The 23,147-nt window shown below is 70.3% G+C and carries 20 protein-coding genes and 1 pseudogene; 6 read left to right on the forward strand and 15 right to left on the reverse strand.

Annotation, left to right across the window (positions count from 1 at the left end; all coding sequences use genetic code 11):
• Positions 1–42: 42 nt before the first annotated feature.
• The 3 genes from AB0881_RS28290 to AB0881_RS28300 form a co-directional block, all read right to left on the reverse strand.
• Positions 43–1,287, reverse strand: coding sequence for a cation:proton antiporter (locus AB0881_RS28290; RefSeq protein WP_366621608.1), 1,245 nt, complete (start codon positions 1,285–1,287; stop codon positions 43–45).
• Positions 1,288–1,473: 186 nt separating this feature from the next.
• Positions 1,474–2,091, reverse strand: a complete 618-nt coding sequence (locus tag AB0881_RS28295) for a hypothetical protein (RefSeq protein WP_366621610.1) — start codon at positions 2,089–2,091, stop codon at positions 1,474–1,476.
• A gap of 140 nt (positions 2,092–2,231) precedes the next feature.
• On the reverse strand, positions 2,232–2,450 hold the full coding sequence (locus AB0881_RS28300) for a hypothetical protein (RefSeq protein ID WP_366621612.1): 219 nt from the start codon (positions 2,448–2,450) through the stop codon (positions 2,232–2,234).
• A 371-nt stretch (positions 2,451–2,821) separates the two neighbouring features.
• On the opposite strand from AB0881_RS28300, the gene AB0881_RS28305 reads away from it, so the two are divergent.
• Positions 2,822–3,262 (forward strand): group II truncated hemoglobin, encoded by a 441-nt coding sequence (locus AB0881_RS28305; protein WP_366621614.1) that lies wholly within the window; start codon positions 2,822–2,824, stop codon positions 3,260–3,262.
• A gap of 671 nt (positions 3,263–3,933) precedes the next feature.
• On the forward strand, positions 3,934–5,901 hold the full coding sequence (locus AB0881_RS28310) for a DUF6461 domain-containing protein (RefSeq protein ID WP_366621616.1): 1,968 nt from the start codon (positions 3,934–3,936) through the stop codon (positions 5,899–5,901).
• 247 nt (positions 5,902–6,148) lie between these two features.
• On the opposite strand, the gene AB0881_RS28315 is transcribed toward AB0881_RS28310, so the two are convergent.
• The 3 genes from AB0881_RS28315 to AB0881_RS28325 all read right to left on the reverse strand — a co-directional run bounded on the left by AB0881_RS28315 (position 6,149) and on the right by AB0881_RS28325 (position 9,169).
• Positions 6,149–6,691, reverse strand: a complete 543-nt coding sequence (locus AB0881_RS28315; RefSeq protein ID WP_366621618.1) for an SMI1/KNR4 family protein — start codon at positions 6,689–6,691, stop codon at positions 6,149–6,151.
• A 928-nt stretch (positions 6,692–7,619) separates the two neighbouring features.
• Complete coding sequence (locus AB0881_RS28320) at positions 7,620–7,961, reverse strand: DoxX family protein (RefSeq protein WP_366621620.1); 342 nt, start codon at positions 7,959–7,961, stop codon at positions 7,620–7,622.
• Between the two features lie 755 nt (positions 7,962–8,716).
• On the reverse strand, positions 8,717–9,169 hold the full coding sequence (locus tag AB0881_RS28325; RefSeq protein WP_366621622.1) for a hypothetical protein: 453 nt from the start codon (positions 9,167–9,169) through the stop codon (positions 8,717–8,719).
• Positions 9,170–9,380: 211 nt separating this feature from the next.
• Between AB0881_RS28325 and AB0881_RS28330 the strand changes: the two genes are divergently transcribed.
• Positions 9,381–9,965, forward strand: coding sequence for a hypothetical protein (locus tag AB0881_RS28330; protein ID WP_366621624.1), 585 nt, complete (start codon positions 9,381–9,383; stop codon positions 9,963–9,965).
• A 585-nt stretch (positions 9,966–10,550) separates the two neighbouring features.
• Positions 10,551–10,955, forward strand: coding sequence for a hypothetical protein (locus tag AB0881_RS28335; protein ID WP_366621626.1), 405 nt, complete (start codon positions 10,551–10,553; stop codon positions 10,953–10,955).
• Between the two features lie 163 nt (positions 10,956–11,118).
• On the opposite strand, the gene AB0881_RS28340 is transcribed toward AB0881_RS28335, so the two are convergent.
• From AB0881_RS28340 to AB0881_RS28370, 7 genes and pseudogenes are all read right to left on the reverse strand, one after another.
• Positions 11,119–11,433 (reverse strand): hypothetical protein, encoded by a 315-nt coding sequence (locus AB0881_RS28340; protein ID WP_366621628.1) that lies wholly within the window; start codon positions 11,431–11,433, stop codon positions 11,119–11,121.
• Positions 11,434–12,000: 567 nt separating this feature from the next.
• On the reverse strand, positions 12,001–12,276 hold the full coding sequence (locus AB0881_RS28345; RefSeq protein WP_366621630.1) for a hypothetical protein: 276 nt from the start codon (positions 12,274–12,276) through the stop codon (positions 12,001–12,003).
• A 9-nt stretch (positions 12,277–12,285) separates the two neighbouring features.
• Complete coding sequence (locus tag AB0881_RS28350; RefSeq protein ID WP_366621632.1) at positions 12,286–12,840, reverse strand: hypothetical protein; 555 nt, start codon at positions 12,838–12,840, stop codon at positions 12,286–12,288.
• Between the two features lie 166 nt (positions 12,841–13,006).
• The gene (locus AB0881_RS28355; RefSeq protein WP_366621634.1) at positions 13,007–15,070 is read right to left on the reverse strand and encodes a hypothetical protein; all 2,064 of its coding nucleotides are present in this window, start codon (positions 15,068–15,070) and stop codon (positions 13,007–13,009) included.
• A 164-nt stretch (positions 15,071–15,234) separates the two neighbouring features.
• Positions 15,235–18,024, reverse strand: coding sequence for a LuxR C-terminal-related transcriptional regulator (locus AB0881_RS28360; protein WP_366621636.1), 2,790 nt, complete (start codon positions 18,022–18,024; stop codon positions 15,235–15,237).
• Positions 18,025–18,161: 137 nt separating this feature from the next.
• Positions 18,162–19,544 carry an acyltransferase gene (locus AB0881_RS28365; RefSeq protein WP_366621638.1) on the reverse strand — a complete coding sequence of 461 codons (1,383 nt, stop codon included), beginning with the start codon at positions 19,542–19,544 and terminating at the stop codon, positions 18,162–18,164.
• 274 nt (positions 19,545–19,818) lie between these two features.
• Positions 19,819–20,379, reverse strand: a pseudogene (locus tag AB0881_RS28370) (alpha/beta hydrolase fold domain-containing protein); the annotation flags it as partial.
• Between AB0881_RS28370 and AB0881_RS28375 the strand changes: the two are divergent.
• The gene (locus tag AB0881_RS28375) at positions 20,365–20,538 is read left to right on the forward strand and encodes a hypothetical protein (RefSeq protein ID WP_366621640.1); all 174 of its coding nucleotides are present in this window, start codon (positions 20,365–20,367) and stop codon (positions 20,536–20,538) included. The pseudogene AB0881_RS28370 and the gene AB0881_RS28375 overlap by 15 nt on opposite strands.
• Before the next feature lie 70 nt (positions 20,539–20,608).
• On the opposite strand, the gene AB0881_RS28380 is transcribed toward AB0881_RS28375, so the two are convergent.
• Positions 20,609–21,667, reverse strand: a complete 1,059-nt coding sequence (locus AB0881_RS28380; RefSeq protein ID WP_366621642.1) for a pyridoxal-phosphate dependent enzyme — start codon at positions 21,665–21,667, stop codon at positions 20,609–20,611.
• Between the two features lie 100 nt (positions 21,668–21,767).
• Between AB0881_RS28380 and AB0881_RS28385 the strand changes: the two genes are divergently transcribed.
• The gene (locus tag AB0881_RS28385) at positions 21,768–22,283 is read left to right on the forward strand and encodes an Lrp/AsnC family transcriptional regulator (protein ID WP_366621644.1); all 516 of its coding nucleotides are present in this window, start codon (positions 21,768–21,770) and stop codon (positions 22,281–22,283) included.
• A gap of 187 nt (positions 22,284–22,470) precedes the next feature.
• On the opposite strand, the gene AB0881_RS28390 is transcribed toward AB0881_RS28385, so the two are convergent.
• On the reverse strand, positions 22,471–22,929 hold the full coding sequence (locus AB0881_RS28390; protein ID WP_366621646.1) for a PaaI family thioesterase: 459 nt from the start codon (positions 22,927–22,929) through the stop codon (positions 22,471–22,473).
• Positions 22,930–23,147: the final 218 nt, after the last annotated feature.

Consider the following 23,147-nt stretch of genomic DNA (forward strand, 5'->3'; position numbering starts at 1 on the left):
CCGCGGCAAGGCGGCCGGCCATTTGACCGGCGCCCGTTCTGCTCAGGGACCGTCGTCCTCGGCGGAGGGCGATGGCTCACTGCGGCGGAGCAGGTTGCGGGCCTTCCCGTGCCAGGCGGGGACGTCGTGCTCGTCGTCGAAGCCGCGGGCGACCACGATGTCGGTGGACGAGTGCGCGAGGATCGACAGCACGATCGTCACGGCGACGAGATGGAAGATCTCATCGGCGTCCGCGATGCCTGATTCCAGGACGAGCAGGCCGTAGACGACCGAGGCGAACCCCTTGGGCCCGAACCACATCACCGCGCCCTGCTCGCGGGCGGTGAGCCCGGAGCCGAGGAAGGAGATCCAGATCGCCACCGGCCGGGCGACGATGAGGGCCAGGACGGCGAACACCCAGCCGGTCCAGCCCACATCGCCCAGGAACGCCGGGGACAGCAGGGCGCCGAACACCAGCAGCGCCGCCAGCTTGAGCAGCTCGGCGACCAGTTCGCCGAACTCCTCGAACGCCTGGCGGTGCTGGTCGCCGATGGTGGCAACGGTGATCCCGGCGGCGAACGCGGCCAGGAACAGGTTGCCGTGGGTGGCCTTGCCCAGCGCCAGCACCAGCAGCCCGATCGCCACGGCGTTGAGCGGCTCGTACCGGGGTGAGATGGCGAACAGCCGGGTGCGTTCCAGCATGATCGCCGCCCACGGCACCGCCACACCGATGACCAGGCCCAGGGCCAGCTCGCTTCCGAGCTCGCCCAGGTGCAGGTCGTCCGAGCCCTGCGCGACGGCCAGGAACAGCACCACGAACGGCAGGATCAGCCCGTCGTTGACCCCCGATTCCACGTTCAGCAGGTGCCGCAGCCGCGGCGGCACACGGTCGTTGCCGACCAGCGCGGCGGCGAACACCGGGTCGGTCGGAGTGAGCACGGCCGCGATCAGCAGCGATTCCGCCCAGCCCAGCCCCACGACGAAATGCGCCAGCGCCGCGGTCACCAGCAACGTCAGCGGCAGGCCCCAGCCCAGGGCGCGGCCCGGCAGCCGCCAGGCGCTGCGCAGATCGTGCCAGCCGGCGTGCATCCCGTCGGTGAACAGCACCGCGAACAGCGCCAGCTCCGCCAGCGTCGCCACCATCGAGTCGTCCGGCCGCAGCGACACCACCCCGGTGACCCCGTCCCCCAGCAGGAACCCGCCGACCAGGAACAGCGCCGCCGTGGACAGGATGGTGCGATTGGCCAGGCTGGAGACCAGCACGGCCACCAGCAGCAGGGCAGCGAAAGCGGTGAGGAGTGTCGTCATCGGGGGGCCGGCTTCCTTCAAGAGGACTGGTAGGGACTTGCCGACCAGACTTCCCGGCGCACCAGTGGCACGACTGTAGCGAAAGCCCGTTCTCACCTTCCAGACGCATATCGAGGATTCGCGGACGCTCCGCCCGACATTCGGGTTAAGCGGCCCCAGGTCGCCGTCCGCAAGGAGGAATCGATGTCAGGGGCGTGAGGCGCGGGAACGTCTCGGTGATCTGACCTGCCGGTCACGTTCGGGCAGGCTCCCGAACGTGATCGAAACGAGCAGCACCAGACCGGCGGCTACGGCCACCTGGCCTTCTCCCACCGTGGGCAGCTCCGACTTCGGGCCGCCGACCGCCGCGAAACGGCCCTGCGGGTCGATGACGACCGGCAGGGTGTCGCCGCGCCCGTACCCCTCGCAACTGGTCGCGAGCTTGCCGGGCAGCGCGGTGCCGTCAGCCAGGCGCAGCGTGCAGTGGTGGCTGGTAGAGCCGCGGTTCTGCCGCGTCCAGGTCCGTTCCACGATCGCCTGGGCATCGACACCGACCAGCGTCATCGCGATGTCCCGCACCGCCACGACACCGACGATGTTGAGGCCGAACACCGCCACGACGCCGAGCACGAGCGGCACGCCCCTGGCCGCATGCCTCCCGTACAGCCACCCCAGCGCCATCAACGAGGCGAGGGTCCCGAACACGACGACCGCGGCCCCACCGCCCGGCCCCAGCCACAGGTGCCCGGCCGCAGCGAGCACGAACCCGGCCAGGACCACCCCGAACACCAGGCCACCGCGCCGCACAGCGGAACCGACGGACACACAACCTCCACACGGCCGGAATCGGGCGTACCAGCGTAATCGGCCGATCCGCTCCCACCTACCCGGCTCCACGGCGAACCCAAAAGTAGCCGCCGGCCTCCCTCTCCAATCCCAACGACGCTTCTGGACGCTAAGAGTCATCACCGCCGACCCCGGCGATCGTCCCAACACCTCTGCAGGGCTCCGAGCGACACGAGGTCGGCGATCGGCAGAGCGGCCACCAGCATCCAGACCTCGGGCCGCTGCCGATCGACCAGTGCGCCGATCGGCGGCCCGAACAGGAACACGCAGGCGGTCAGCGCGCTGACGGCCACCGTGTCGCGGATGGTGGCCATCGCGAGGAGGGCGAAGACGACCACGCGGGTGCCGCCGACCCACCGAGGCTTTGTTGCCGGTGCAGGCGTCGTGGACGATGCCGCGCGGTGTTCCAGTGCCTGCTGCCGGGGCCTGCCGGGCAAGCACGGAAATGGGCTCGTAGTGAGCGCGGCACGACCCACGTCCTTTCCTGTCGGCCCACGGCCGAGTTAACGTACGTAGCCGCCGAACAGCGGGAAACTCTTAGAAGCCCACGCTGGTGCTGTGGCCACGAGAGAGACCGCACGGGTGCTGGGGCGAGCGAGCTGAAGCGCTGTTCCAGAAGTTCCATCCACCGGTATCCGGCCGCCGCTTCCGGCCAGCCCGGCCCCTCGTCCCGCAGCCCTGCTTACAGTGCTCGTAGGGAGGCACTGGCATGGCGAGTCTGTACGAGTACGCGGGCGGCGACGCGGTCTTGCACCGGCTTGAAGAGGTCTTCTACACCAAACTGCTGGCCGACCCGCTGCTCAAACCCCTGTTCCCCAGCCGCCGCCCCGATCATGTCAAGCACCTGGCCTGGTTCACCGCGGAATCCTTTGGCGGCCCCGACCGCTTCACCCGCGAACTGGGCTTTGCGTACCTCATCCAGGAGCACCGTCACCTGAACATCACTGACGAGCAGCGGCAGCGCTTCGTCGACCTCTATATGGAGGCGCTCGACGAGGCCGGGCTGCCCGATGACGAGGCCTTCCGCGAGGCCTTCCGTTCCCACGCCGAGTTCGGCGCGATGGTCGCCCAGCACAACTCCCGCGCTGAGACAGAGGCCGACCTGCACCCCCTGCGCGAGGTTCCCCGCTGGACCTGGAACAGCGACTGACAGCGATGACGTAGCTGAGCCCATGCACAGGTTCGTATTCCTTAACGAATCCCAGACGCACGGCTGCTCGCTGCCCGCCTGCGAATCGGAAGTATGTGCTTTGACCATCGCCAACCGGTTCGACATTGTGTGACGTTGAACGAGGTTTGTGTCCAGTGAGTCGCCCAGCGACTCCACCGCAGATCACAGATCACCACCACGTGGCGTACGCCCGCCGCCTGTACATCCATGCCGCCCGCAGGTGCTGGTCGACGCCACCACAGGTTTACCGCGCCGCCGACGGACCTTGACATCCGCCGACCCTGATCAGCGATGCATCCAGGAATCGATATCTCCGGACTGTCGTAGGGGACGGCTAGTTTTCCGTTGTCTTGCCCACACGATCCCCCGGAGGTGCTGTGGTGGAGATTCCCGATGCGTTACCAGCGGAGCTAGCCGAGCCGATCGCTGCGGCGATACCGCTGGTCACGGCCCGTGTCCCGAAGGCGCCGGCGGCCGAGCTCGGACGGCTGCGGGCGACCGCGGACGGCGCGTGGCCGATTCGTGGCGCCAGACGACGTCCGATGGCTCACGTCCACCCGGGCGTACCAGGCGGTTCGCCAGTGCGGGACGCGCTCGGCTCACTGTCGCCGTTGCTGGCCGAACGCCTTCTCGGCGCGTTGGAGCTGACCGTGCCAGAGCTGGACCTCGCCGACGTCCCGGATTTAAGCCATCTGCTGGGCGAGCCGCTCACCGGCGCCGTCGGTTTCCTCAGCGCGGACGAGACCAGCGAGGCGGTCAAGGGGGCCGGCATGCTGGACCAATTCCGTCCGGGCGCGGTGCCGCTGGTCGCCGCGCTGTCGTGCCGGCTGGCCACCCACCCGCGCGTGGCCGCCCTCCTGGCAGTGGGGCCTGAGATCACCGAAGAACAGGATGTCGCGGCGGCACACGGCGCGGCACATCTTGCGCTGGCTGTGGCCACCTCTGCCGGCGTCCTGCGCCGGGTGGGAGTCCACCCCTGGCCCACCGAACCACCTGCGGTGCTCGGCGTCGCGATCGGCACCGCGGTACTGCTGTTGCGCGAGGCCCCGATGCCCCCGGCCTACGACGCCGCGCTACTGGCCAAGACCCGGGCGGAGTACGTGCTGCCCCGCCACACCTCCGGGTCGGCGCAGGTGCGGGGGCACCGGTTCGGGCTGCTGGAGGGACGTGAGGTCCCGGAAGCCGACTTCGGCGGCAACGGGCTGGTCGCGGTCGTCCCGGGTGGTGCGGTGATCCGCACCGGCGTCGAGACCGGACGCGTCCGGATCGTGCTGACCGTCCTGGAGGGGCCACCGCCGGACGTCGCGGCCGGCTGGGAGGAGATCGTCGAGGTCAGCTGGCGGGCGGATGCCGGTGGCGCCTCAGTGTTCGGGCCCCAGGCGGGTGAACCGCACCTGGACGGGAACACCCGACTCCAGCCGGGTGGGCCGCGTCCGGGCAGCCACGCCCCGCCCTGGCCGGCTGAGTCGCACCTGCGCGGGGCGGCCCCACCGTGGCCGGGCGACTATCGGCTGCGGGTGCACGCCCGCGGCCGGGACGACCCCGAAGCGACCGAGCAGTACGAGCTGGTGGTGTGGCAGGCGCCCGCCGCGCCCGAGATCGTGCACGCCCGCACGGACCGGCTCGGCCACCGGTTGCGCGGTGAGCCTGAGCCGGTGCGGCCGGCACTGCCCGAAGCCACCTACCGCTGGGTGCGCGACAGCGCCCTGTCGGAGGCCGCGACGGTCACGGTGGTGACCGGGGCAGAAGTCGCGGACGTGCTGCGCGCCTTCGGTGCCGACCCGGCCCGGCCCGAGTCGCTGCGAGCCATCGGCGAGGACCTGCTACAGCGACAGGCGATCGACCCCTGGGGCGCGGTGCTGGACGTTGGCGGTGCGGTGCTCGCCGTCGAGTACAACGGCTTCCAGGGCTCGAGCGCGCCCGTACTGACCAGGGCATCGACCGGCGGACGGGCCGCCAGCATGTACTGGAACGTCAACGCGCTGACCCGGTTGTCGTTCGCCGAGCACGGCGAGATCCTGTTGTCGGAGGAACCCTTCGGCGAGCTCGAAGCGCCACCACAGATCGCCGAGACCCTCACCGGACTGGACTTCGCCGACCATCACCGCCGCAAGTACATGATGGGGCTGGTCGCGGTGCAGCGCTTCACCGGCCACGGCATCACCGCCGAAGACCTGGCCCGCATCGAGACCGCCGACATCGCTTTCCGGATCGTGCCGGACCTGCCCACGCTGCACCCGCGCCGACCACGGCCCGACAACCCGCTCGGGCCCGCCGCCGACGTCCTGCCCGGGCTGCCGGAACCAACGTTGCGTGAGGTGGCCTGGTGGGTCGCCGCGGAGGCGGCCCGCTACGCGGGACTCGCCGAAGACCCCGACATCGCCGCCAGCATCGCAGCACGCGCCCTCACCCCGGACGCCCACCTGCGTGCCCGCCGCTCCCAGCTCAGCGACGGCGAACACCGGTGGCTTTGGCTGGCCCTGCACCGCGCCACCAACCCCGACCCCGTCGCCGCGGTCACCGACACCATCGAGGCGGCCCGCTACGCCGCCGGCCCGCACGCCGCCAACCTGATCGCCGACGCCCAGAGCAGGATCACCAGACCAGACCCGCCATAAAGCTGGCCGCCTGCTGGCCCACCTGATCGCTGTCTGGGTTGTGCCTTCGGCGTCGGACCGCTAGACGAGCTGATCGCCGCGGCCCGCCGCCATTGACCAGGCCCCGCGCGGCCACGTTCCCGACGATGTGGTGGCCGCCCTGGGCTCGTCTCGTCGCCTCCCTTCGACGCAGGCGCCAGCGCGGGCGGCCTCATGCCGCGGACGGGCCGTGCCGCCTGCCGTTGTCTCAGCGGCGCTGCTCAGGGGGTCATGAGGGGCGGGCGGCACGGCGGCGCGGGTACTTGCGCGGGAGGCGCGGCCCCCTAAGCGGCCATGCCCATTCAGAGGGGTCGCTGAGCGCGAAGTGGGTCATGCCCAGTCCGACACCGGTGAGTTCGGCGACGAGGAGCTCGACGATCGGGCCGAACTCCTCAACGTCGCCGTAGCCCAAATTCACCACGGGCCAGCGATCGGGGTCCGGGTCCTGGGTGTCACAGCAGAGGGTGTCGCGTCCTTCGGTGCTACCGCGGTACAGCAAGCCGCCGGGCTCGGGGAACGGCACGTGCCGACGGCCCGGTCTCGCAGGGTCCTGCACCCGCACGTCCCGGATGAACGTGGCCTGGCCGGCGTGCCGGGCCGCCAGGTCGCGAGGGTGCTCGACGAAGATGCCCTTGAGAACGATCCAGTGTCCGCCGCTGTAGGTCTCGTACAGGCGCTTGTAGTCGGTCGGCAGCCGAGGAACTCCCAGGCCTCGCTCGAGGGCCTCCCAGTCGTAGGTGCCCGGATTTCCTGGCCCGATAATGGTCCGCAACTGGGTCGAGGGGTCGCGCGCGCTGCCCGCGATGGCGCGGGCGGTGTGATTGGATGCCCGGGAGCTGCCAGGGTGCGCTCTCGCGGTACGGGCGGGAGGGAGACTACGGGCAGGTCGAGTAGGCCGTCCAGCCATTCTTCGAGGAATTCGGTCGTGGTGAGGTTGAGCTGCTGGGCGCCGTGACCGCTCAGGGCCACCAGCCACTGGGCGGGATCGTCGTCGAATGGTAGCCACCAGCACGTCTCCCCACTGGTGAACACGCCCCATAGCCTGGCGTCCGGATGCGGGGGTATGAACGTGCGCCGCTCGGCCTCGATGTCGAAGCCGTCCTCGCCGCACCCCGGAACAAGGAGCCGGAGCACGCCCGCGAGCGTGCCCGAGCCGGTCCGGGAAATCAGCGCGGCGTAGTCCTCTGGCACAACCCCCGGCGGCGACCACGGCTCCCGTTCAGGCAACCGTCGCTCCGCGACGATCCGGAGGGGCGCGGCCAGCCTTCGCCCGGCCTGCCGAAGTCCGGTGACCGTGGGAACGGGATCACTCATTCAATGCCTTCCAGATACAGCGCCGGAATCTGGACCTAGATGTTGAGACCGCGGCATCCCGGGAGGCCCGATCCAGGCGGGCCAATTCGTGCAGGCCATCCCCGCGTGCGCGGGGAGCAGAGGAGGTCGCCATCAGTGGCGGTGCGTGAGGAGGGACCATCCCCGCGTGCGCGGGGAGCAGTTCCGAGACATCAGGTGAACCGAGGTTTCATTGGGTTTCTCGTACGCCGGAATGTTCTCGTGCCGTGAGCGGTGATGTCGATGCCCTGTACGACCGGCCGGGTAAGGCCGGTTGCCGCCGTTATGTTTCTCCCTGGCGAGGTTGATGCGCCGGGGGAGTTCACCTGGCCGGGGGTGCGCCATGGTGTACACCCAGTTTGGGGAGGTCATGCGGTGATGGCGAGGGTGGCGACGACCGGGGCCAGGTAGAGGATGGGGAAGGGCAGGGTCTTGTAGGAGCGGGCGCGGAGCACGGTGATGATGGCGCCCAGGAAGTAGGCGGTCAGGCCGAGTGCGGCGGCGATGCCGAGTGCGGGGACCGCCAGGCCGGCCAGCAGTCCGATGGCGCCGGCGGTCTTGGCCAGGGCCAGCGGGGTCCACCAGGTGCGGGGGACTTTGTAGGCGATGAGGGGCTGGACGACGAAGTCGGCGCGGCGCAGCAGGGAGAAGCCGGAGAAGCCGACCCAGGCGGCGGTGGCGACGGTGACGGCGATCAGGGTGGTGGACATCGGGGCTGCTCCTTGGGGTTGCGGGATCATGTTCGCTCCTTCGACCCCTCCCGCCCGCCGAACGTGACAGCCCCGGCCGAACAATTTTCGACGGCAGTATTCACGGCGCGCTGCAGCTACCCCTTGAGCCCCCGGTGTGCAGGTGTCACCCGCCGATCGGACGGTTCACGCCGCTATGCCACCTGCGCCTACCCTTGCTCTCAGAGGCACGAGGATTCCAGCAACACGACGCCACCGAACCCGGGGTACACCACGGACTTCACCACCCAGTACGGCTCAATTCGCCTCAAGGCGGGCAGTTTGGGTGTGGGGCCTGGCACCTGCTGGGTTTCCTGCCGGTGGGCCGGTACCAGGCCCCGCCGTCACGCCATGACCAGGAGCAGCCTGATCCGGGCGATGAAGCGCGAGAGCTCCAGCGGTCACCGGCGCCCGACGGCAATCACGGCGACGGGCTGCGGCGAGAACGACCCACCAGGCCCACAGCCACCGGGCGGCGCCGACGGTGATCGTGTAGGCGATCAGGCCCATAAGGCTGGTGGCGGTGGCCAGCAGCGCGGCGGGCTGCCGCAGTTCAGAGGCCATGTCCCTGCTGCGTTCGTGGTATGTCCTGGTCGTTGCCTCCCAGACAATCAATCACGGAGTCGGACCGGGGCAGTCCGACCATCAGCTTGACCCCCAGACGCGGGCGAGCGTCCTGCGCACATGCGCAGCTCGCCGGACCAGCGCAACGCAGTGACACTGAAGCGCACGGCCGATCAGTCGCCGGTGACACCAAAGAAGGCGATCTGCTCCGGCGTCCCGTCGTGATACAAGGTCACGTAGTGGCCGTAACCGTTCCTGATCTCGTTCCATAGCCGGTCTCGAGCGCGGTCGTAGTCCGCCCGGCTTGGGCGTTCTGTACCGAACAGCTCCAGGGTCGCCGCTGAGCTCAACGGCGCGGCTTGCAAGATCTCCGGTTCCTCAGCCGGCCCGGCAACGGTGAACAGGTCCAGCACCGAATGGGTCAGGAGTTCCTGGACGACTGGGTCTTCCCAGAGTTCGCGGATGGAACCCGGGCGGGGGCGTTCAGGACCCGCTGAGAAGCGGCTCTTGCTATCGAAAGGCCAAAAGTAGTCGCCTTGGCTGAAGGCGTATTCGTGGGCCATGGCGAGCGCTGCGTCGATGTCCGGCTGGTAGGGAACGACGTAGTCCCAGTTCGATCCGCCCACAGACGGCCCTCCTCGCCCCCCCGAAAGGTTGTTCGACACTATCGGACCAGCCGGTCTCCGAATACCGGAAGCTGGTCGAATCGGGCGCTGCGGAAGAGCCGCGCCCACGCTGTATCAAGCCGTGTCGTACTCGATTACATGGGCTGGGTCTGGGTCGATGCACCTTCCGGCATGATCTAGACGTGGGGTGATCGCGTGGGGCGAGGACTTGGTGGGCCTGCTGGAGACCGCTCACCGGCCGGCTGATGTGCTGCAGGCGGCGGCGTTGTACATGGCCGAGGAGTTCAGGCCGGACGGGTTTCGATGGATCAAGTCCCGGCGCTGCTTCGAGAGGCGTGGCCAGGGCGGCCGCGTTGAACGGATGACGCTGGAGCCGAGCCGTCACAATCGGGCCGGCTCGTTTGTTCGGTCCGCGGTGGCGCAACTGCGTGTCGATGAGTCCGACCTGGGGGACTGGCGCACCGCCAACCATCTGCTGATGGTGATCCGCCCAGCGGGCGCGCTGGATGTCTTGTGCGCCACCAGTTGCCATGACCTGGCGTGGGCCGGATTCCGCAACACCGTTGACCTGACCCACCCGGAGACACGTGTCGCCCGCCTGGTGGCGCTGTGTGAACAAAACAGGCAGACCGTTCTGCCCTGGTTTGCGAGCACAAGAGATCCCCAGCGGCTCGTGGCCCTTGCGCCCGATGCGCTCTTGGGGCCCTTCGCCTTCGTCCCCGACCTCGTCGAGTTCCTGGTCCCGCGCGGACAGCGCGGGCAGGCCCGTGTTGATCGAACGCGTGCTGGAGATTGAGCCAACGCAACGCGAGGCATTCCAGGAGGGCCGCCGCCTTGCTGGCCGGGGCCTTCCGCTCGACCCCACTGGGATGCCCCGCAAGTCCTCGGGTGGACCAGCGCCGTCCTTGAGCTGAGGTGACGATCGCCCCGGGGGGAACACGCTGCAAGACAGCTTGCTCTGGCTGCGCCGCTCCCCAGTCATAGTCCCACAGGGGCGCATGTGGGGAATCAAGCCAACTCGACGGGCCGAACGCCCCGGTGAAGTGCTTCGGCTTCCGTGGTGGGAGCCAAGCCAGCTCGGTGGGCCAGTCTGTCGCCGTCCGTGATGGTCTAGGACCATCCCTGCGCGGGGATGGTCCCCAACGGGGTGACCTACCGGGGCGGGGTGCTGGCTGCTCCCCGTGCACGCGGGGATAGTGTCTCAAACACGGCGGCGTCGGCATGGACGGCGTCCTGCTCCGCGCGCACGTGGTCGATGGTCGCTGATGCTGTCGCTGTCGGCCAGGGCCTGACGCATGGGGAGATCTCGGCGCACCTGGCTGAGGTAGATGGCGTGAGCGTGTCCAGCAGACGATCTCCACCATCGACGAAGGGATGATCAGTGACCGAGCACGTCCCGGATCTCCCCAGCCTCGACGCCGTCCAGATCGACCGTCAGGCGCTTGCGCTCCTGGCCCTGGTCGACCTGACCGGTTCGGCGATGCGGGTCATGCTGCTCCTGCTCGCCTACCAGAACGCCCGCGGCGGCATCGCGCACATCAGCCAGGCCGAGGTCTGCTCTTCCCTGGGCCTGGACCCGCCTGCCGTCAACAAGGTAGGACCTTACGGCCGCCGACATCATCAAGCCCGGCCGCGGCGAAACCAACTGAACCCCGCACTCACCTGTGGCAAGACCGCCGGGCCGGTCAGTGTTCCCCCGATCAAGGCGCTCGACCCCGAGTCGCTTTGCGCCGCCCGCCGCGAGCGGTATGAGGCCCAAGCCGCCAATCTCAGCCGTAGTGCCTGAACTGGGCCCCAGCGCTCCCAGCGTGGCCCCAAGCCCAGGCAGCCCCGGCTCGAAGCGCTCCCACTACTGGTTAGCCTTCCGCGCGTTGCGACGGTCCGGCTGGTAGATCACCAGTGTGTTGCCCGGATTGAGGGAGTCGAGGACGGCGCGAAGTTTGTCTCTGCTAGCAGTACGGTGTCGTGTCCTTCACCCGCCGCACCGTCGCCACCGGCTGCACGATCCGCACCCCCTTGGCGGTCAGCTGCTCCAGCATGTAGGGCGGTGTCTGTCGCAGGTCCCGCGCCAGTTCGTCAGCGACCTGGCGCGGCGCCAGCCCCACCCACAGCTGGTAGAGGGCATCGACGTCGGCGGCGGTGCCGACGGCCACGGGCTGCGGGACCGTCCAGAGGCCGCCCGGCCCGTCCTGCGCCATGGTCCGGGTCGGGACAGCGCCGGATGCCGTGACCTTCACGCACCGGCGGACCCTGGCGCCGTTCACGGGCTCGACCATTCGGAACGCGGCCGCGGTCGAGGGCGCAGGCGTGGTTGCGGGGGCGGTTCCGTGCGCTGCGGGCTTGGACGGTTCGCCGGTGCAGTGGCCAGCACCGTTCCGCCGCCCAGCGTGACCGCCAGCAAGGGCGCGATGCCCTTTGTGATGAGGTCGACGGTCAGGCCGCCGACGACCTCATGGTCCAGGAAACGGAAGGCGCGCCGCCGCCGGCTTGGGCGTTCAGCAGGGTCCTGCGCAGGGGGTTGAGACTCCTCAGAAGACGACACGAGGCGGAACGTAGCGCCGCACCAGTGATCACGGAGGGGAAAGGACGTGATCGGTCCAGCTCGAACGTGGGCACTAACCGCCACCACAATGAATGATCTTCGGGTCATGGTGTTCTGGGCGGTGAGCCGCAATGTCGACCATCGCGCGCCCCTACGCGCGCCCCGCCCGCCAAACTCCTGCGCCTGCGGTGCCTGCTTCGTCACCTACGGCGGCGCGCTCCGCCATCTCGCCGAGGCTTCCACCCATTCCGCATCCAGGCCGCCGAGCGGCGGCGTCGCAGTTCGGCGGTCAGCACGCCGGGGCGCCGGCGAGGGGGCCGAGTCGGTACTTGGGGATTGTGGTGATGTAGTCCGCCAGGTGGCGGGCGTTGCGAAACCGGAAGACGTGCTGGTCGTGCCGGACCGAGGGGACGCGCAGTGTGGTGGAGGCGAGCGCGGGCAGGTCGGCGCCGCTGGCGGAGGCGTACAGGCTGGCGTGCTGTGCGGCGGTGGGGTCCAGGCCGGTGTCGGTGAGGAGCTGGCCGAGTTTGCGGTAGCTGTCGGCGGACTCGGGCAGTGAGGTCATACGACAAGCTCAGGGCCCGTAGCCGGCAGGTCGTTCCGGCTGGGGCATCGAGGTGCGCTTGGCGCGTCGTTCCGTGAAGAAGAGGACCGGCAGGCAGATCGCGAGGTTGAGGACGGCTACGAACAGGCAAATGCCGGTGACCAGATACCGGCCGAAGTCCTCGTCCAGATCCGAGGTCTTGTTGCCGACCGCGAAGCGGGTGCCGGGCGGTGCCGTGCAGCGCACTTGGGCACTCTGGTAGGTGGTCAGGCTCCCGATGTGCTCACAGCCATCGCGCGTGCGGTAAGGACGCCTTCCCGGGCCTTCGTCCAGTCCGGAGCATCTGACCATGACCGGCCTACCCCCCGGGTTGTAGCGGTAGACAGCTCGATCGGGGTCCATCCGGTGATCGCCTTCCGTCAGCTCCACGATCTCGCCCGGGCCGAAGGTACGGCCGATCCCCGCCGCGTTCTCCCGGCTGGTCTCCCCGAACCACGGGCCGAGGACAAGGCCGGCGACGACGAATGCGGCGCTCCCGCCCAGGGCCACCAGATAAAGAATTCTCCGATGTCGCCGGATGGCCATCGATTTCCTCTCTGTACGTTACTCGCCGCTATCGTTCACGCCGGACCGGGAACGAATTGGCCGCTAACTACACCATTCAGGAGAGGCGTCGTTGATTCCGAATTTCTGTCGAGAAACGATCGGATCCAGTGCCGGTGCCCCGACGCTCTGATCGCGACAGAGTCGCTCAGCGGGTGGCGGTAAGGGTGACGGTGTTGTGGGCCGTGCCATCGGTGACCTGGACGTCCGCGGTGTTGGCAGCTCTGAGGGCACGGCCACTGACCGTGATGTTCGCCAATTGGGGCATCAAGCTGCCTACCGGCGAGCCGGGTAGCGTGTAGGAGACGCCGACGTCGTCTCTGGCCCACGTGACGGGTTTGAGAGACAGTTGGGGACGGCAGCCGCGGCCCTCAATGGCGCCTCCGCGGAGGGCGAAGTCGTACCCCGTGCCGGACGAGTCCACGCGCCCCTTGCTGCTCCAGGTCCCGGACACCGTGCCGTCGGCGGCGATGGTGAAGCTGATCGGGCCGGTGCCGGTGTGGCGAACGGTGCCCTTGCCGGTCGTGGCCGTGGACGTCCAATCGAGTGTTCCGGTGTAGGTGCCGGTGCCGACCTGGCTGCACAGATCGCCGGCGGGCGGCGTGGTTCCGCCGGTGCGGCCCCTCGGGCTCGGCGGGGTCGGCTGTTCGGGAACGTGGTAGCTGATGCTGACCACGCCGTAGCCCTTGACGTCGAGGTGTTTGGCGAGGTTGTCGGTAGCGGCGTCGACGGCGGGCCGGGCGAGGGTGTCGCGGACGAAGTTCCTGACCGCCTCGGGGAGGGCGTCCAGGGATTTGAGGAGTCGTTCCACGATGAATCGGCGGAACCGTTCGATCTGCCCACGGCGGATCATGGCTCGGACTTCCAGCAGGCCGCTCTGCTCGGTTCCCTGGGCGTCGGCCGCCGTCTCGGTTCCGGTGTTGTAGGTCAGGTAGGCGGTCCGGTCCTTGCCGATGGTCTCGTCCGCCCGGGTCTTGGTGGCCAGGTCGGGACGTCCGCCGTTGGCGGTGGTCCAGGTGACCGTGCTGCCGGGCGCTCCGGCGCCGACCAGGTCCAGGCCCGCGCTCTGGGCGCAGGTCTCCAGGTCGGTGGGCATTTCGAAGCGGTCGTTGCCGACCGTGAGCTTGAACCGGCCGGTGTTGGGCGCGCCGATGCCGAAGGCGTTGCGGGACGGGACCGGTTCGATGCGGACGTTCCATTCCTTGACCAGGGTGGACAGCTGGTAGGCGAACCCGATCGCGGTCAGGACCCCGCCGATCGCGTCGACGACCGGCGCGGTCGCCGCTCTGATCAGCCCCTTCACGACGGCCGCCGCCAGATCGACGACGGCGTTCCAGATCGAGGCGAGGAACCGGACGAACGCGCCGCCGCCGCTCGCGTCGACCTTCAAGAACCTGGCGAGGCTGTTCAGCCCTTCGGACACGAAGTCGGCGATGCCCGCGCAGAGGTTCGCGCGCTGCCCCTGCCAGGCCACCGTCCGCGCCGTCCCGTCGTCCAGCCGGACCGTTCCGGCGGCCGTTCGCCCGCTCGGGCCGGGTGTCTCCCCGGGCACGGTCGGAGCCGGCGTCGTCGGCAGGTTCGTCGGCGGTACGGACCGTGGTGCGGGAGTGCTCGTCGCCGGAGGGGAGGGCATCGGCCGCGTCGGTGTCGTCGGACCGGTGGTCGGCGGGGGCTGTCCCGGGGCGGTGGACGCGGCCTGGCCGGCGCCCTTGGCCGCCTCGGCCAGGAAGAGGGTGAAGACCAGCCGCGGATACACGATCCTCTCCGGGTGCCGCCAGTCGTGCTCGCCGAGCAGCGCCCGCGCGAAACGCGCGGCCTCGCTGCGATGCGTGATCAGCCAGGCGTTCACCACGAACCCGATCGGCGGCATGCCGACCGCGGTGGGGAACTCGGCGTTGATCTCCGCGCCGGTCCGCCCGCCACCGCCGGCGGCCTCGGCCGCCAGGTTGCGGGCCTGCCATTCGGTCAGCCGGATGGGCGGCCCCCCGGTGGTGCCGAAGTCGTCGTACACCCCGACGCCGGTGCGGCGCAGCACGCCGACGACCACGTCCACCTGCTCGGTGCCGAACGTGCCGGACCGCAGCCGCCGGACCAGCTGCGCGGGATCATCGCCGGCGCGATCACGCGCACCGACGATCCCGCATCCGGAGACGACCAGCGTGCACGCGACCAGCACCGCCGGCACACCCCTGCGCGAACTCGTCAGGAACACGGCGCAGCCCCCTTTTCGCCGATGCGCCCTCTCGTCCGATCCCGTCGCCGAGCGGTCACCGCCCCACTGCCCCCCGATATGGCGCGCGGCCGTGCACAGCCGAAGCGGCGGGCCCGTCTCCTGGAAGGTAAGGCCGGGGGCGGACCGGTACGTCAGGTGTTTCCCTACGTTTCGCGCCGCGCGCCGAGCAGCGCGCCGAGTTCGGCGCGGGAGTGGATGCCGAGCTTGCGGTAGGCGCGGGCGAGGTTCGCCTCCACCGTCTTGGCGCTGATGGACAGATCGGCGGCGATCTCGCGATTGGTCGCACCGCCGGCGGCACGCCTGGCCACCTGTTCCTCGCGCGGGGTCAGGCCGGAGCCGGCCGGACGGCGCAGGCCGAGGCGGGTCAGCTCGGCGCGGGTCTGCTCGGCCCACCGGGCCGCGCCGACCTCCTCGAAGATCGCCAGTGCGCGTTCCAGCGTCTCCCGTGCGGTACGTCGCCGGTTGGCGCGGCGCTGGAGGCGGCCCAGCGCGAGCAGCGTACGGGCGTTCTCGACCGGATGCGGGAGGGGCTCGTGCGCGAGGAGCGCCCGCTCCAGCTCCCGCAAGGCGCCGTCCACGTCGCCGCGCGCGGCCAGGAGCAGCCCGCGGCAGCGGCGCCCGGTCGCCGACACCCACGGCTGGACCTGGGCGGTGTCGCCCCGGTCGAACCAGCGCAGGGTCGCGTCGGCGGTCTCCAGGTCACCGGTCGCGATCAGCGCCTCCACCGCGTCCGGGACGAACCAGACCGCGGCGGGCTCGTCGATCCCGGTTCCGGCCAGCGATCCGACCAGGGGCTCCAGCAGCCGCGCGGCCGCCGGCGCGTCATCGGCGGACAGGTGCGTGAAACCGAGCGCCCACACCGGCACCGTCGCCCAGCGCAGGCAGCCGACCCGCAAGAACAGCGACGTCGCCTGTTCCGCGGCCTGCCGGGCCGTGTCCAGCCGTCCGGCGTAGGCGTCGGTGACGGCCCGCGCGGTGAGCGCGTGGGCACGGAGGATGTCGGTGCCGACGCGGTCGGCGGCCTCCATGCCCTCCCGCGCGTGACGCTCGGCCTCGGCGATGGCTCCCCGCGCACAGGCATCGGGGGCGAGGATGAACGCGAGGATCGGCTGGGCGGTCTCGTCCCCCAGCTCAGCGAGTTGTGCGCCCAGCTTGTCCAGCGTGGCCCGGGCGGGCTCGGGCCGTCCGGTCCAGAACATGAGGCACGCGTGGATCACGCTGGGACGCATCGGTGCCGGGACCCGGCGGCGCACGTCCTCCAGGGCGAGCGCACGTCGCAGTGCAGCGTCGTCGACCCCCTTTCCCCGCATGAAGCCGACGACGGTGGCGACCGCGAGCGCCTCGGCGAGCAGACCGGGTTCGCCGAGCTCTTCCGCGGCGTCGAGCGCGGCCCGGGCATGTGCGGCGGCGACCGAAACCCCCTCATGGGTGTGCGTGACATAGGTGAGATCGCACTCGATGGCGGCCAGCGCGGCCAGGTCGTCACCGGCCTCGGCCCGGGCCCGGCGCAGCAGGCGGGCGGCCTCCGGGAAGCTGTCGTCGTGAAAGCGAAGCTCGCCGAGCAGCCGCAGCACGCGGGCGCGTTCCCGGCCGGGACGGCACTCGGGCAGTATCCGTTCGAGGAGCCGCCGCGCACGGCGGCGCCCACCGACCATGAAATGGTGTTCGGCCGCATGGGCGAGCCGTCGGCACCTCGCGTCCGGGCGGTCCCGCGGCGTCGCCTCGGCGGCCAACTCGCATAACTCGGCGGCCGCGTCCGGTGCCCCGCGGACCATCGCGGCGGTCGCGGCGCCATCGAGCGCCGCGGCGACGGACTCGCTCGGGCCCTCGGACGCCAGTGCCAGGTGCCGGGCGCGCTCCTCGGTGTTGACCACGAGCCGCGCCAGCCGTCCGTGCAGCGCACGCCGCCGGCTCGGAGCCGCCTCGGCGTACACCGCGGAGGCGATGAGCGGATGGGTGAAAAGGAGGCGATCGCCGTCCAGGGTGATCAGGCCGGCCTCTTCCGCCGGGGCGAGCACCCGCGTCACCCGGCGTCGCCGGTCCATGCCCTGGAGCAGTTCGGGCGTCGGGCCGGCGAGCGCGGACGCGGCCAGCAGCGCCTCCCGCGTCGCCGCCGGCAGTTCGGCCACGCGCCACCCGACCAGTTCCCTCAAGGACGCGGGAACCGGCAGCGGTTCACCCGGCGCGGGCGGTTCGTCGCGGGCGTTGAGCGCACGCGCGATCTCCAGCGCGTGCAGCAGGTTCCCGGCGGCGGCGTGCCGGACCCGCGCCAGGACCCTCGGTGGCGGTACCGCACCCAGGTTGATCATCAGCAGCCGTCGAAGGGACGCGAGGTCGATCTGTTCGAGCCGGAGCCGCCGCATCCGCGAGACGCCGACGCCCTGTTCCAAGTCGGATCCGAGCCGTGCGGGAACGTCGGAACGCGCGCAGAGGAGAACACGTACGGGCTCCTCGTCCACGCGCCTCAACGCCCACATCAGCACCCGTGCGCTTGGGGCGTCCAGCCAGTGGGCGTCATCGACCGCCACCATGACGGGATCCGAGCGAGCGAGCAGGCGCAGGACGGACAAGAACGCGACCGCGATCGCCCGCTCGTCCACCGGACCATCCGCTTCGGCGCGCAGCAAGGCGAATTCGAGGACGCGGCGTTGCGGCCCGGGCAGCACGGCCAGCGTCGAGTCCGGCACCGGATCCAGGAGGTCCGCCAGGGCACAGTAAGCGAAACCGGCTTCCGCCTCGGCGGGCGAACAGGTCAGGACTCGATGGCCGCGGGCCCGTGCCATCGCCACCCCGGCACGCCACAGGGTGCTCTTGCCGATCCCCGCGTCCCCTTCGAGTAGGAACGCGACCCGTGGCGAATCCAGGAAGGACGACAGCGACTCGAGTTCGGCGTCCCGGCCGACGATCTCGGTCTGCCCGTCGAAGCGCCCCACGGCCAGATCTTACGCCGGGTGATCCCGCCGTCACGATCTTCGGCGAGGCCGGAGCAGGACAGCGTCCGCCGGCGGTCGGCAGTACGATTCGTACGTCTATGACGCAGGGTCCCGGGCACGGCACGCGACCCACCCGGTCAGGTGCCTGCCGCTCGCCGCTGGATCAGGCGCAAAGTGACCGCACCGGCGAAATAGGCCAGCAGCACTTCTGGGGGGAGCCCCGCCGGAGCACGATATTCCGGACCCGCCAGCGCCACACCGACAAGTCCCAGTTGCGCCCCGGCCAGCCCGGCAATGGTCAGCGCGGTGGAGGCCCCTGGCCGGACGATCGGTCTTCGGTCCGTGCCCGCACCGGCCGGGCCTCGACCGGGACGCGTTCTGCCACGCCACTCCGACCGTCCGAACAGCGCCACCAGCAAGGCCAGCACGAACGCCAGGCAAGCCAGCCACGGAACCCGCAGCAGCAGCCATTGGGAGGAGCCGACCCGCGGCTGCGGGAATATCCCGGTCGGATAGAGCGCGACGGCGGCCACCGCCACCGCCGTCATGTGCCACAAGAACGCGGTCAAGATCACGGCGTTGAGCCCTACCACCGCCATCCACGGGCGGGTCCGCCGCAACCACCGGTTGGCCGGGCCGTGCAACAGCAGCACCAGGGCGGTCTGCACGATCGCCAGGGACAGCAGGGCGACCGTCGGCGGGGAGGTGTTCTGCACCTGTGCTCCCGGAACGGCGACCATGCTCACCGGATACGGCCCGGCCGCCGTGAGGAACACCAGGCACCCGGCTCCGAACGCGGCCAGCGGCAGGGCCACCTGCCACCGCGCCGGCAGCCGTCCGTCCTGCCAGGAGAATCCGATCTGATGAACGGCCAACCATGCCAGGAGGAAGTTGGCCACGCCGCCATGGTCCGTCCCGTAGCCCAGGTGCGCAACGTCGCCCGCGCCGACCAGCAGGGCCAGAACTAGGGGGACCGCAAGACCCCACCGGCGGTGCAATACGTACATCGCTGGAGTGAGCACCACCACTGCGAAATATGCGGCGAGAAACCACAGCGGGATCGTGACCAGCCAGACCGCCCTCCCGATGACGTCGGGCTCGGCGCCCAGGGCACGGGCGAGAGCGGCCGACATTGCGATCACGAAGAGGAACGTCGTCGTCGGGCGCAGCAACCGGTCGGCGCGGCCGGCCAGCCATTCCCGCCAGTGGACACCGCGTGCCATCGACGACCTCAGGGAGGCGGCATTGGAGAAACCGCCGACCAGGAAGAACACCGGCATGACCTGAAACAGCCACGACAGCCCTTGCGTCCACGGCAGGACCGCCAGCACATGGCGGCCGGCAAGGCCACCTTCGCCATAGGTCACCACGGTGGCGAGCCAATGGCCGGTCACCACCAGTACGATCGCGGCCGCACGGAGCAGATCGACCCAGCGATCCCGCTGCGGCGGCGTCCGCTCCGCCAGCTGGCGCAGCCCGCGGATCACGTCCCGGGCGCCACGCACGATGCGCTCTGACATGGTGCCGACACATCCTCCCCCCGGCCCTGACACCGCGAGATATGCCCGTGGTGAAGGAGCCAATCCCGTCCCTCGCTCCGCGACACCCAGGGGCCGCCGCCAGGCGTGGCGCTGGAGTGCTTTCCCTTTCCGGCCGCGCGGCGAGGGAGGCTCGAAGGAAACCGAGGATTTCCGCCCGCGCGGCCTCGGCCTGCTGTTCCACGCCCGGCAGGGTGAGGAACGCGTGCCGCGCTCCGGGGTACTCGGTGAGCCGTGCCGGTGTCCCGGCCGCCTGCAGCCGCTCGGCGTAGCGGCGGCCATGATCGGCTACCGCGTCCTGGGTCGGCACCACCTCCAGAGCCGGGGCCAGCCCGCTCAGGTCGTCGGCGTACAGCGGCGAGAGCGCACGAGCGTCGGTTCTTGGCGGGATGGAGAGCCGCTGGAACGCCCGCAGTTGAAGCACGGCCCGCGTTGGGCTGTACCCGTACTCGGCGATCGAGGCGTAGTCGAACATCGTCTCGGTCACATCGACCGCGGGATTAGCCAGCACCTGCGCCTTGAGCATCAGGCCGGCCTCTCAGGCCCGGATCGCCGCCAGGGCACTGATCAACGCGCCGCAGCTCTCGCCGAACACGGCCGTGCGCGCCGGGTCGACGCCCCACTGCGAGGCGTGCCGCACCACGTGCTGGAGCACGTCCCAGCCGTCGTCGACGGCATCCGACAGCGGAGTCTCCGGGCCGAGGAGGCGGTGCTCGACCGAGACGACGACTGCGGGCAGGTGGGCGGCGAGATGGCTGTTGGCCCAGTCACATTGCACCGCCGTGCCCACGAAACTGCCTCCGTGGACGTGGAGCACGAGTGGCAGCTCGGCCCGGTCGGTGCCGTCGCCGTCGCGCGCGGCGTCCGGCCGGGCCGCACCACCTGCCGCCAATCGATCGTGGCGCCGGAATCGGGTTTCCCGAGGAGCGCCCGTGCCGCGCTGGACGCCCGGAAGCGGTTCTCCGCCTCGCGGTAGGCGAGCAACTCCTCGTCCGTCATCGCCGGCCAGTCCAGCTCCGGCGGCCGCTTCATTGCAGAGACCTCACTCATGCCTTCTCCTCAGTCTGGAAGGTTGTACGTTCTGCGAGGCCCGATGCCCCAAGGTCCGGGTGTCTGACGGGAGGCGGCGCGTTGCGGGCGGGTCGTGCCAGCCGGGCCGCCAGTTCCCGGACCTGTTCAGGACGCGGGTTGGCGCCGGTCAGCACCGTCGCCAACCGATCGCCGTGGACCGCGCCCTCGGCGATCGCCGCCAGGCCCGCCGCCCCCGCCGGCTCCAGGACGATCCCGAGCGTGCGCGCCGCCAGCTCCATGGCGGCGGCGATGGCCTCGTCGGACACCAGGACGATCTCGTCCACCAGGGTGCGGGCCCGCCGTACCGAGGCATCCAGCGGACCGAGCACTGCGATCCCGTCGGCGAAGGTGCGGGCGCGGTCGATGCGGACCGCGCGGCCGGCGCGCAGGCTTTCCCGCATCGAGGGGGCGCCTTCGGCGTTGACCCCCACGATCCGGGTGCCGGGGGCGTACTCCTTCATCCAGCGCGCCACGCCGTTGATCAGCGCGCCGTCGCCGACCGGCAGCACGACCGCGTCGAAGCCCGCACCACCCGGTGCGCCGCGGGCCAGCTCGACTCCGATCGTCCCGGCGCCCTCGGCGATCGCCGCCTGCAGACCGTCCTGAAGGTAGACGCGGTCAGGATGGCGTTCGGCGTGGGCGGCCGCGGCCTCTCGCGCGGACGTGCCATCCGTCCCCGCGGTGATGACCCGGGCGCCGAAGGTCTCCATCCGCTCCCGCTTGCCGGGATTGACCGTCTCGGGCACGAACACCTCGACCGGCATCCCGCGGGCCCGTCCCGCATAGGCGACGGCCTGCCCGAAGTTGCCCGAACTGGCGCACACCACCGGCGTGCCCGGGGCGAGCGTGCTCAGCATCAGATCGGCGCCCCGGCCCTTGAAACTGCGCACCGGATTGGCCGTCTCCACCTTCACCGTCACCGCGCGGCCGCCCAGCGCCCGGCACAGCTGCTCGTCGAGGTACTGCGGGGTGTTGAGGAACACCGGATCGATCACCTGTACGGCCTTCTCGATCCGTGTCACGTCCAGGTCCATGCGCGTCGCCTCTCCTCGGGGCTTCCGGACCCGGCCGACGCTATTCGAACTCCCGATCGAAGCGATTGAGAATTATCCCGCCGCGACGCAATAATCTTGCATGCCCGAATCGCCGCCGCCGCGCCTGGACGAAATCGACGTCCAACTCTTGGACCTGCTCCAGCACGACGCCGGACGCACCCTGCACGACTTCGGCGAACAGGTCGGGCTCTCACCGAGCGCCGTCCAGCGACGGATCGCCCGCTACCGCAAGGACGGCCTCATCAGCAGGCAGGTCGCCGTCCTCGACCCGCACCGCTTCGGCCCCACCGTTCTGGCCGCGGTCCTGGTGACCCTCGACCAGGAATCGTTCGAGCACCACCGCGCCTTCGCCGAACGGACGCGCTCGCACCCGCAGGTCCAGCAGTGCTACCGGGTCGCGGGGCCGTGGGACTACGTCGTCGTATTGGCCGCACGAAGCATGCGCGACTGCGGCCGGCTCGGCGACCGCCTGTTCAAGGCCGACGACAACATCAGACGTTACGAGACCCTGGTCGTCTTCGACACCATCAAGGCCGGCCTGGCCCTCCCGCTTCCCGCATCACAGCCCACTCGACCACAAGACAGGCGGCCATAGGCAGGGAGACCCCAAGGGAAGGCCGATGTGTGGCGGGCGTCCCGGCACCAGCGACGGCTGAGCGGACCACACGAGAGCACCATCGCCTGGTCGACCGGTCAGGCCCTGGGGACGGTCGAACGCGGCGGGAAGGAGCACCACGGCCGCTCCCACCCTGTCATCCAGGGCGGCAGGATCGGCTACAGGCTCACTGCGTGGGCTTGTTCATGCGGATCAAGGTCTGCTGGCCGTTGGCCACGAACTTGCGTTCGCCGCCCTTCCAGACGCCGTACACCTCCAGCTCGCAGACGGTCAGGGTGCGTCCGGATTTCAGGACGGTGCCGATCGCCTCCAGGTAGTCACCGGCGGCGGGGGCGAGCAGGTTGATCTTGTACTCGACGGTGAGGACATCGCTGTCCTCGTCGAACAGCGTGAGCGCGGCGTAGCCGCCGGCACTGTCGGCGATGGCACTCGTGGCGCCCGCGTGGACGTAGCCGTGCTGCTGGGTGACCTCGGGTCGAGCCGGGAGCACGATGCGGACGCGGCCGGGGCCGATGTGGGCGATACGCGCACCGAGGTGCGCCATGAGGCCCTGGCGGTCGAAGCTGTCCTGGACGCGCTTCCGCACCGCGGGGCTCGCCTGTTCCTGCTGCGTCTGGTCTTCCACGTATGTGCTCTCCTTCGGTCCGTGTCGGGTGGAGCGACATCCTCAGCCGGCCAGGCGTTCCACTGGTAGGAAGGCGCGATGGCGATCATCATGGCACCACTGATGCCCTGCTTCGCCGGCGAGACGGGAACGGCCTGCTTGCGCAACGAGATCCGCCTGCGCAGCTCCACCTCGACCGGCGGCCCGCCGGTCACCTACAGTTTCGGAGCTGTCGCCTT

It is taken from the genome of Spirillospora sp. NPDC029432 (assembly GCF_040703975.1).
Taxonomy (GTDB): Bacteria; Actinomycetota; Actinomycetes; order Streptosporangiales; family Streptosporangiaceae; genus Spirillospora.